Origin of the sequence: Bradyrhizobium sp. AC87j1 (assembly GCF_002936975.1) — a bacterium.
Lineage (GTDB): Bacteria > Pseudomonadota > Alphaproteobacteria > Rhizobiales > Xanthobacteraceae > Bradyrhizobium > Bradyrhizobium shewense.
In genome coordinates, this window is record NZ_PTFE01000168.1 from 1 (window position 1) to 9,545 (window position 9,545).

The following is a 9,545-nucleotide window of genomic DNA, read 5'->3' on the forward strand; positions in this document are numbered from 1 at the left end:
GTGAGAGTTGGACTCGCGGAGAGTCCCCCTCACCCGGAATCCGCGCTTCGCGCGTATTCCGGCCTCTCCCCGCAGGCGGGGAGAGGCGATCAGAGCGTCTCGGTACCAGATCACGCCTTGCTCAAGCCGGCCGCTTTCATCGCTTCGCCCATCTGGGCGTCGCCCTTGTCCATGAAGCCTGCGAACTGGCCGGCATCGCCCCACACGGTGCCGAAGCCGCGATTGCTCATGAAGTCCTTGAACTCGGCGGACTCGTAGACCTTCTTCAGCGCCGCGGTGAGCTTGGTTGCGATCTCCGGCGGCAGATTCTTCGGGGCGCCGATGCCGCGCCAGGCGCCGGTCGCGTAGTCGATGCCCATCGCTTCCTTCAGCGTCGGCACGTCCTTGAAGATCGGGTTGCGAGCGGGGGCCATGATGGCGAGGCTCCTGGCCTTGCCCGCCTCGATGATGGCGCGCGCCTCCGGCACCGAGCAGGTGGTGAGGTCGAGGCCGCCGGCGGCGAGATCCTGCATCGCAGGGGCCGCGCCGTTCGAGGGCACCCAGGCGACCTGGTTGGCGGGCAGGCCCATCGCCTGCATCCAGCCGACCAGCGCGAGATGCCAGATGCCGCCCTGGCCGGTGCCGGAGGCCTTGAACTTGCCGGGAGGTGCGGCCTTGATCGCCTCGGCGAGCTCCTTGACCGTCTTGTAGGGCGAGGACGAGGAGACCTGGATGCCCGGCGGGTCCTCGTTCATCAGCGCCAGCGGCGTGTAGCTCTTCGGCGTCAGCTCGGTGAGGCCCTGCCAGTGCATCATCGAGATTTCGACGGTGAGCATGCCGATGGTGTAGCCGTCGGGCTGTGCGGTCGCGATCGCGCTATGGCCGACCACGCCGGAGCCGCCGGTGCGGTTGACCACGTTGAAGGGCTGGCCGAGGTCCTTTTCCAGAAGCGCTGCGACAATGCGCGCGGTCGCATCGGTTCCGCCACCCGCGCCCCACGGCACGATCACGGTGACCGGCCGGGCCGGATAGGCTTGCGCATGCGCTGGCTTGAAGCCGAAAGCGGCGGATGCCGCAACTGCGGCGGTCGAAGCCGCAAAGGTGCGGCGCGAAATCTTGGACATTGAATCCCTCCCAGCGGCGCCCGTGACGTCGGGTGCTCTTCTCAATGCGCCATTCTAGTCGGCTTTGCAGCGCCGCCGCAAGGTAGCGCTACCAACGAGATCGCCATGTTGTGTGAAAACAGCATGGGGCAGTCGGAAATCGGGTGGGTTTTGCCCGCGCAATTCGCCAACCTCTGCGCGTAACGAAAGCCAAAGGCAAGCCACCGATGACCCAAGCCTATTACAGCGCCGTGCTGGACCGCCCGCTGAACGAAGTCTGGTCGCTGATCCGCGACTTCAACAACTATCCCGCTTACATCGACGGCGTGAGCGAGAGCGAGATCGAAGACGACAAGCGCGGGGATGAAGTGGGCGCCATCAGACGCTTCTGCTATCTCGGAAACTGGATCCGCCAGCGCCTGGTCGATCACTCGGATCGGCAGCACACCCTGACCTATGCCGGTCTCGAAGCGCTGCCGTATCCGCAAGATGACGGAAGCCAGACGCCGGCGCCGACGCGCTATCAAGGCACCATGCACCTGCGCCCGATCATCGAGGGCGATCGCACCCTCATCGAATGGTCGGTCGCGCTCGATACCGAGCCGGCGGATGCCGATCGCTGGCAGGCGCTATTCGCGTCCTGGATTCCCGATTGGACGGACTCACTTGCGCGGACGCTGGCGCGGTCCAGTTAGCGACCGCTCAAGGCTCCTCGGCGTCGCCCTTCGGCCGCGCGCCGCCGAAGTTGCGCGCGCCTTCCGCGGTGAGATACGGCTTCAGCGTCTCCCACGGCACGAAGGCGACATACTCGCCCTCGGCGTAGGGGCCGACGGCGTAGGGCGGATAGTGGAAGGCCAGCCCGGAGCTCTTGCCCGCTTCAGTCGAGGGCGCGAGCGTCACCGCGCCGACCTTGAGCAGGCTCGGCGCGACGCCTTTGAACCATTCGTCGGTTGCGGTCTCGCTGGCGTCGCGCTTCTTCTTCTCGGTGCGGAGCGAGGCGATGATGGCCTTCACCATCGTCTTCATCGTCGCCCCGTTATCGGCGGTCTCGGTGAAGAACGGGCGGATCGAGATGCGCTTGTTGTCGGCCTTGTCCCACAGGATCGTGTTCACGTCCGAATTGGGATGCGCGCCGTTTGTGTTCATGTAGTCGTTGCGGAGGACGCTGACATAGCGATCGGCGATGACCGAGCGGATCTCGTATTTGCGCTCGAAGTCCCAGCCGCCGTCCCTAGAGAACTGCGGATCGGCTTTGCGCGCGGCGGCCGCTTCGGCGGCATTCTTGTCCAGCCATTTCTTGCCCTCCGCGAGGCAATCCGCCGCCAGCGCTGCATCCGCCTTGATCCTGTCGTCGCGCAGGACGCGCGCCTCGATGCTCTTGGTCTTGACGACGGCGTCGGGTTTGGGGTCGGCGGCGTGGGCGGAGAACGAGCATGTTGCGCTCAGCGCCAGGGCGACGCTCAGACGAGTCATAAATTTCAAGGATAGTGCTCCTGCGTGAGCGTCAGAATATCTCGTGTATGTCGTCTGCGATCCGCTCCGCAAAGCGGGGAGAGATGGAGCGGCGAACAGTTGCCTGTGCTTGCAAGCCAGTCGCATCCTCGATGATGTGCTCGACATCGATCAAGTTGAGCAGGGAAAAAGAGGTGTCCGGCTCGATCTCGACGAGAACGTCGATATCACTGTCAGGCCGATAATCGTCCCGGGCGCGCGAGCCAAAAATGGCAAGCTTCGATACGCCCTTGCCTTTGATGGCATCCGCGTTCTTGCGTATCGCAGCGATGATTTCGTCACGTGTCATGCACGCACCCGGCCGGTCACCCGGCCAGTCTATCAGCTACTCCGCCGCCTCGCTATGGCCGAGCCGGGCGTTCAGCTTGCGGATCAGCTCCTCGGCGGCGTCCGCAATCACGGTGCCCGGCGGGAAGATCGCTTCGGCGCCGGCGGCATAGAGCGCGTCGTAATCCTGCGGCGGCACCACGCCGCCGACGATGATCATGATGTCGTCGCGGCCCTGCTTCTTCAGCGCGGCCTTCAGCTCCGGCACGGCGGTGAGATGGGCGGCGGCGAGCGAGGAGACGCCGAGGATGTGCACGTCGTTCTCGACTGCCTGCCGCGCGGCCTCATCGGCGGTCGCAAACAGCGGCCCGATGTCGACGTCGAAGCCGATATCGGCGAAGGCGGACGCGATCACCTTCTGACCGCGGTCGTGGCCGTCCTGGCCGATCTTGGCGACCAGGATGCGCGGGCGGCGGCCTTCGGCTTCCTCGAAGGCATCGATCAGCGCCTGAACCTTCTCGACCTGGTTGCCCATGCTGGACGCCTCCCGCTTGTAGACGCCGGTGATGGACTTGATCTCGGCGCGGTGCCGGCCGAACACTGTCTCCATCGCGTCAGAGATTTCGCCGACGGTCGCCTTGGCGCGTGCCGCGTCGATCGCGAGCGCGAGCAGATTGCCGTTGCCTTCGCCGGCCGAGCGCGAAATCGCCGCGAGCGCGGCATCGACGTCCTTCTGGTTGCGCTCGGATTTCAGCCGCGTCAGCTTGTCGATCTGCAAGCGCCGGACATTGGTGTTGTCGACCTTCAGGATGTCGATCGGCACCTCGTCGGTCGGCTTGTACTTGTTGACGCCGATCACCGCCTGCTTGCCGGCGTCGATCCGCGCCTGCGTCTTGGCGGACGCTTCCTCGATGCGCAGCTTCGGCAGGCCGGCCTCGATTGCCTTCGCCATGCCGCCGAGCTCCTCGACCTCCTGGATGTGTCCCCACGCTTTCGCCGCGAGGTCGCGCGTCAGACGCTCGACATAATACGAGCCGCCCCAGGGATCGATGATGCGGGTGGTGCCGCTCTCCTGCTGCAGGAACAGCTGGGTGTTGCGGGCGATGCGCGCCGAGAAGTCGGTCGGCAGCGCCAGCGCCTCGTCGAGCGCGTTGGTGTGCAGCGACTGGGTGTGGCCTTGCGTTGCCGCCATCGCCTCCACCGTGGTGCGCATCACGTTGTTGAAGACGTCCTGCGCCGTCAGCGACCAACCCGAGGTCTGGGAATGCGTGCGCAGCGACAGTGAACGCGGGTCTTTGGGATTGAAGGGTTTCAGCAGCTTCGCCCAGAGCAGGCGCGCGGCGCGCAGCTTGGCGACTTCCATGAAGAAGTTCATGCCGATCGCCCAGAAGAACGACAGGCGCGGCGCGAAGCGGTCGACGTCGAGGCCGGCGGCAAGGCCGGCGCGTAGATATTCGACGCCGTCGGCGAGGGTATAGGCAAGCTCGAGGTCCTGCGTCGCGCCGGCCTCCTGCATGTGATAGCCGGAGATCGAGATCGAATTGTATTTCGGCATCTTTTGCGAGGTGTAGGCGAAGATGTCCGAGATGATCCGCATCGAGGGCGCAGGCGGATAGATGTAGGTGTTGCGCACCATGAACTCTTTCAGGATGTCGTTCTGGATCGTCCCTGAGAGTTTCTCCGGCGCCACGCCCTGTTCCTCGGCGGCCGCGACATAGAGCGCGAGGATCGGCAGCACCGCGCCGTTCATGGTCATGGACACGCTCATCTGGTCGAGCGGAATGCCTGCGAACAGCGTGCGCATGTCGTAGATGGAATCGATGGCGACGCCAGCCATGCCGACGTCGCCGCCGACGCGCGGATGGTCAGAGTCATAGCCGCGATGGGTGGCGAGATCGAAGGCGACCGAGAGGCCCTTCTGTCCTGCCGCGAGGTTGCGGCGGTAGAACGCGTTGGAATCCTCCGCCGTGGAGAAGCCGGCATATTGCCGGACGGTCCAGGGCTGGTTGACATACATCGTGGGGTAGGGGCCGCGCAGGAAAGGCGCGATGCCGGGATAGGTCTCGAGGAAATCGAGCCCGGCCAGATCGGCCTCGCCATAAGCGGGCTTCACCAGAATGCCCTCGGGCGTCAGCCACGGTTCGGCGCTGCCTGACGGCGCGGCGGTCGTGGCGCGCTCGAAGGCGACGTTTGCGAAATTGGGAATGCGGCTCATGGTCTCAACCATATCCTCAATCATGGTCCGGATGCTGATGGCTGACGATGGTCGCCATCTTCTCCGGTCCGTAATTCTGTTGCGTGGTCTGGCTCGGCAGATTGGCGATGCCGACCACCCAGCCGAGACGGGATTCGGTGCCGAACTGTCGCGTCGGAATGATCTGGTCAGGACGGTCGAACGCGCCGGTCATGATCTCGATCCGGTCGCCGTCGATGCGGCCGAAGCTCAGCGGCGTGCCGCAGGCCGAGCAAAAGCCGCGCTCGGCAATGGTGGAGGAACGGAAGAACGACGGCTGCCCCTTGGTCCAGGCAAAGTCCGTCTTGTTGATGTCGGCAAAGGAGGCGAACGGCGCGCCGGCTGCCTTCTGGCACATGCGGCAGTGGCAGATCGAAATCCTGGTTGGCGCGGTCGTGACGCCAAAGCGCACGGCCCCGCATTGGCAGCCGCCGGTGAGAACTGGTTTGCCTGGCTCGGTCATTTCTGTTCCATCCGTCGATAGGCGTCTTTCAGCGTGGCAAGCGCATCGCCTCCGGCGAAGACAAAACCCGTGACGCCGGCGGCCCGCAGCGCCGCCTCGGTCTCGCTCGGGCGGCCTGCCAGATAGATATGTCGCCCGCCGGCCGTTTGCAGGGCCTTCGCTGCAGCTTCGGCGTGTTCCGCATAGACCTTGTCGCTGGAACAAAGACAGGCAAGCTCGGCGCCCGAGGCCTTGAACGCTGCCGCGACCTTGGCCGCATCGGCAAAGCCCTCGCTATCGAGGGCCTCGATGCCGCCGGCCTCGAAGAAGCTCTTGGCAAAGGTCGCGCGCGCGGTGAAATCGGCGGCCGTGCCGAGATTGGCCAGGAACACCTTTGGCCGCGCGCCGCGCGACTTGAGTGCCGCATCGGATTTGTCGCGCAGCGCCTCGAACGGTTCCGCCAGCCGGATCGGCGGCAGCGCATCGAACTTGTATTTCTGCTCGCCATACGGTGCCAGCTCGACCGGTGTCGCTTTCAGCACCGCCGTCTCGCTCTCATGCAGGTTCGGAAACTCGCTGGCGCCGGTCAGCACGTCGCGACGCTTTGCGATGTTGGCGTCACGCGCTTTTCGCGCGGCCGCGACCTTGCTCTGGAATAGGCCTTGCTGAAGGGCGGCAAAGGCGCCGCCGGCGGTCTCGCTCTCCTGGAACAGGGCCCAGGCGGCCTCGCAAAGCTGCGCGGTCAGCGTCTCGATGCCGCCCGCGCCCGCGGCGGGATCAGAGACCTTGGCAAGGTTGCTCTCCTCCAGCAGCAGGGCTTGCGTGTTGCGCGCCACGCGGCGTGCGAACGGATCGGGCAGGCCGAGCGCCAGCGTGTGCGGCAGTACGGTGATCGCGTTGGCGCCGGCGAGCCCGGCCGCGAACGTCGCGATGGTCGCGCGCAGCATGTTCACATAGGGATCGCGCTGCGTCAGCATGCGCCAGGCCGTGTCGGCGGCGATGAACAGCGGCTTGGGCGTGAGGCCGCACGCGGTCTCGATCCGCGCCCAGAGCAGCCGCAGCGCGCGGAATTTCGCCATGGTCAGCAACTGATCGGCATCCGCGGCAAGCCGCGCGTAGACCATGCCCTGCGCGGCCTCCAGCGGAATGCCGGCGCCTTCGATCGCGCGCAGATAAGCGACGCCGCAGGCGAGCACGAAGGCGAGCTCTTGCACCTCGGAGCCGCCGGCATCGTGGATCACGCGTCCGTCGGCGGACGCGAACGGTCCCTTGAAGCCGAGCCCGGCGAGGCCCTTGATCGCGCCGGTGACGGCGGGGGCGATCTCCTCCCAGGTATAGGGGCTGTGGCCCCACACCGCGCCCGCCGCGAGCGGGTCGAGCCCGAAGCGGATGTTGCAGGCGGCGGGATCGAGGCCGTTGCTCTTCACATATTCCGCGACATGGATCGCGACCATCCGCGATTGCGGACCGATCTGAAGCTCGAGGCCGATGCCGGCATCGAGATGGATATCCTTTAACACCTTTGCGACCGCATCGGCCGAAGGTTCCAGGCCGAACCCGTGAGCGCCGCTGCCGCCGGCGAACACCAGCGCGAGCCCGGTCGCGCCGTTCTCCAGGTCCTGCAAAGCCTGCGCATTCGCGAGCGCCGCATCGGGATGGTCGATCCGCTGGATGATTTGCCAGGGTGCAGCGGCCGGTCGACCCACGACGGGCGCGACAGCCTTGGCGCGCGGATAGAGCGGTTCGATCTTGATTCCGTCATAGGTCTTGCCGACCAGCTTCTCGAACGGCGCGCCCTTCAGCACGCCGTCGACCAGCTTGCGCCAATCCTCGACGGTCGCCTTAGGAAAATCGGCCGCCAGCGGCAGGTCGTCAGTCACGGAGGTCATGCGGCCAAGGGCTCCCAAACGTATCGTTATCCGCAGGCGAAATTGCCACGGCGGGCCGCCCCTGCAAACGGTTGTTTTTGGTTAACCGGTATCCGGAAGCCGCTCAATGCCTTGCGTCGAGACGCTGGCGAGCCCGTCGCGCACTGGAATGCCCGAGATCACGCGGTCGGGTGCAATCTCGGCCAGCGGCACCAGCACGAAAGCGCGCTCGAACAGGCGCGGATGCGGCAGGGTCAGATCCGGCTTCTGCAAGCTGACATCGTCATAGGCGATCATGTCGAGATCGAGGGTGCGCGGGCCCCAGCGCCGCTCCTTGTTCCGCGTGCGGCCGAATTTCTGCTCGACCTTCTGCAGCACGAACAGCAGCGCGTGCGGATCGAGGTCGGTCTCGATCTCGATGCAGGCATTGATGAAGGGCGCCTGGTCCTCGTCGCCCCACGGCGGCGTCGCATAGTCCGAGGATCGCGCGATCAGCGCAGCTTGCGCCATGCCGCAGATATGGGCGATCGCCTTGGCGAATGTCGCGCGGACATCGCCGACATTGCCGCCGAGCGCGATCAGCACGCTTGCCATCAGGGATGCCGCGAGCGGGTCAGCATGATGCCGACGTCGTCGAAGATCGCGGCGATCGGCGCATGCGGCTTGTGTACGGTGATCTTCACGGCGCGGATGCGCGGGAAGTGCGACAGGATGGCGTCGGCCACCGCGCCGGCCGCGCGCTCCAAAAGCTTGTAATTGGTATTCTTGAACGCCGCCGTCGTCGTCGCCACGACCTCGGCGTAGGACACCGTATCGGCGAGCCGGTCGCTGCGCGAAGGCTCCGACAGGTCGGTATAGAGTTCGAGATCGATGACGAAGCGCTGGCCGACTTCGGTCTCGTGATCCATCACGCCGTGGCGGGCGTGGATCGACAGGCCGGAGACGAAGATCGTATCGGTCATTGCTTGCCCTCGATTGCGTTCGCCACCCGCAGCGCCTGCAAGGTCTCGGCGACGTCATGAGTCCGGATGATCTTTGCGCCGCGCTGCGCGGCGATCAGATGCGCGGCGATCGAGCCGGCGAGCCGCTCTTTCGGCTCCGACGGCGACACCGAGGCGATGAAGCGTTTGCGCGAGGCACCGACCAGGATCGGCAGGCCGAACATCTCGAATTCGCGCAGGCGCGCCAGCGCGGTCATGCTCTGCTCGGCGGTCTTGCCGAAGCCGATGCCGGGATCGAGCACGATCCTGTCGCGCGCGATGCCGGCCTTTGCGGCGATATCCAGCGAACGCAGGAAGAACGTCTTCATGTCCGTGATGATGTCGATGGCGGAATCGGCGTCGTCGCGGTTGTGCATGACGATGACGGGAACGCCTCTCGCGGCCACCAGCGGCGCCATGGTGGCGTCGCGTTGCAGGCCCCAGACATCGTTGGCGATGGCCGCACCTTGGTCGAGCGCGTAGGCCACCACCTCCGCCTTCATGCTGTCGATCGAGACCGGCACGCCGAGCGCGACTACGCCCGCCAGCACCGGCTTCAGCCGGGCGAGCTCGTCGTCCGCCGTGACGGCCTTCGCGCCCTTGTAGGGCCGGGTGGATTCGGCGCCGATATCGATGATGTCGACGCCATCCGCGATCATCGCCCGCGCCCGCGCGAGCGCCTGCTCGGGCGCGATGAACTCGCCGCCGTCGGAAAAGGAATCCGGGGTGATGTTGAGCACGCCCATCACCGCCGGGATCGGTCGTTCCAGCAGTTTCCGCAGCGCATCTGGCCCGGCCGAGCCGGCCGGCGGGACGGATGGGGAGGGCGAGGCATTCATGGCGCCCGCTTTGCGCGGTCGGGAAGGGGGAGTCAAGACGGGATGGGGCAGCACAACCCTGGTCTGAGACCGTCACCCTGAGGCGCTCGCCTCTCCGGCGAGCCTCGAAGGGCGACGGCTCGGCTCTCTCCGTGCGGATGTGGCGGTGGCCGTGCATCCTTCGAGGCTCCCCGCGCGACGCTACGCGCCGCACGTCTCGCACCTCAGCGACTGTGTTCTTTGTCAAGCGGGTTGCCATGGTTTTCGATCCCTGAGCATGGCGTTGAGGATGGTGATGAGCTTGCGGGCCACGGCGATGAGGGCGACCATTTTCGGCTTACCG

The 9,545-nt window shown here is 65.8% G+C and carries 10 protein-coding genes and 1 pseudogene; 1 reads left to right on the top strand and 10 read right to left on the bottom strand.

All coding sequences use genetic code 11. The features are described 5' to 3' along the window. Window positions 1-110: 110 nt before the first annotated feature. Window positions 111-1,103: a tripartite tricarboxylate transporter substrate binding protein gene (locus CV770_RS39455; protein ID WP_091953268.1), complete on the bottom strand. Its 993-nt coding sequence runs from the start codon at window positions 1,101-1,103 to the stop codon at window positions 111-113. Between the two features lie 206 nt (window positions 1,104-1,309). On the opposite strand from CV770_RS39455, the gene CV770_RS39460 reads away from it, so the two are divergent. Then, the gene (locus CV770_RS39460; protein ID WP_104466153.1) at window positions 1,310-1,777 is read left to right on the top strand and encodes an SRPBCC family protein; all 468 of its coding nucleotides are present in this window, start codon (window positions 1,310-1,312) and stop codon (window positions 1,775-1,777) included. A 7-nt stretch (window positions 1,778-1,784) separates the two neighbouring features. Here CV770_RS39460 and CV770_RS39465 read toward each other — a convergent pair whose 3' ends face one another. From CV770_RS39465 to CV770_RS39505, 9 genes and pseudogenes are all read right to left on the bottom strand, one after another. Further along, complete coding sequence (locus CV770_RS39465; protein ID WP_104466154.1) at window positions 1,785-2,555, bottom strand: RsiV family protein; 771 nt, start codon at window positions 2,553-2,555, stop codon at window positions 1,785-1,787. A gap of 31 nt (window positions 2,556-2,586) precedes the next feature. Continuing rightward, the gene (locus tag CV770_RS39470) at window positions 2,587-2,883 is read right to left on the bottom strand and encodes a nucleotidyltransferase family protein (protein WP_091953260.1); all 297 of its coding nucleotides are present in this window, start codon (window positions 2,881-2,883) and stop codon (window positions 2,587-2,589) included. Between the two features lie 36 nt (window positions 2,884-2,919). Further along, the gene (gene scpA, locus CV770_RS39475) at window positions 2,920-5,076 is read right to left on the bottom strand and encodes a methylmalonyl-CoA mutase (protein ID WP_104466156.1); all 2,157 of its coding nucleotides are present in this window, start codon (window positions 5,074-5,076) and stop codon (window positions 2,920-2,922) included. A 16-nt stretch (window positions 5,077-5,092) separates the two neighbouring features. Beyond that, window positions 5,093-5,557: a GFA family protein gene (locus CV770_RS39480; RefSeq protein WP_091953257.1), complete on the bottom strand. Its 465-nt coding sequence runs from the start codon at window positions 5,555-5,557 to the stop codon at window positions 5,093-5,095. After that, a complete protein-coding gene (locus tag CV770_RS39485; protein WP_091953254.1) occupies window positions 5,554-7,425 on the bottom strand; it encodes a methylmalonyl-CoA mutase family protein in 1,872 nt (623 codons plus the stop codon). The genes CV770_RS39480 and CV770_RS39485 overlap by 4 nt, the downstream gene beginning before the upstream one ends. Before the next feature lie 81 nt (window positions 7,426-7,506). Then, window positions 7,507-7,998 carry a 2-amino-4-hydroxy-6-hydroxymethyldihydropteridine diphosphokinase gene (folK, locus tag CV770_RS39490; protein WP_091953251.1) on the bottom strand — a complete coding sequence of 164 codons (492 nt, stop codon included), beginning with the start codon at window positions 7,996-7,998 and terminating at the stop codon, window positions 7,507-7,509. Next, complete coding sequence (gene folB, locus CV770_RS39495; RefSeq protein WP_091953248.1) at window positions 7,998-8,366, bottom strand: dihydroneopterin aldolase; 369 nt, start codon at window positions 8,364-8,366, stop codon at window positions 7,998-8,000. The genes folK and folB overlap by 1 nt, the downstream gene beginning before the upstream one ends. Continuing rightward, window positions 8,363-9,223, bottom strand: coding sequence for a dihydropteroate synthase (gene folP / locus CV770_RS39500; RefSeq protein ID WP_104466155.1), 861 nt, complete (start codon window positions 9,221-9,223; stop codon window positions 8,363-8,365). Before folP ends, folB begins: the two co-directional genes overlap by 4 nt. A gap of 222 nt (window positions 9,224-9,445) precedes the next feature. Continuing rightward, window positions 9,446-9,545, bottom strand: a pseudogene (locus tag CV770_RS39505) (IS110 family transposase); the annotation flags it as partial.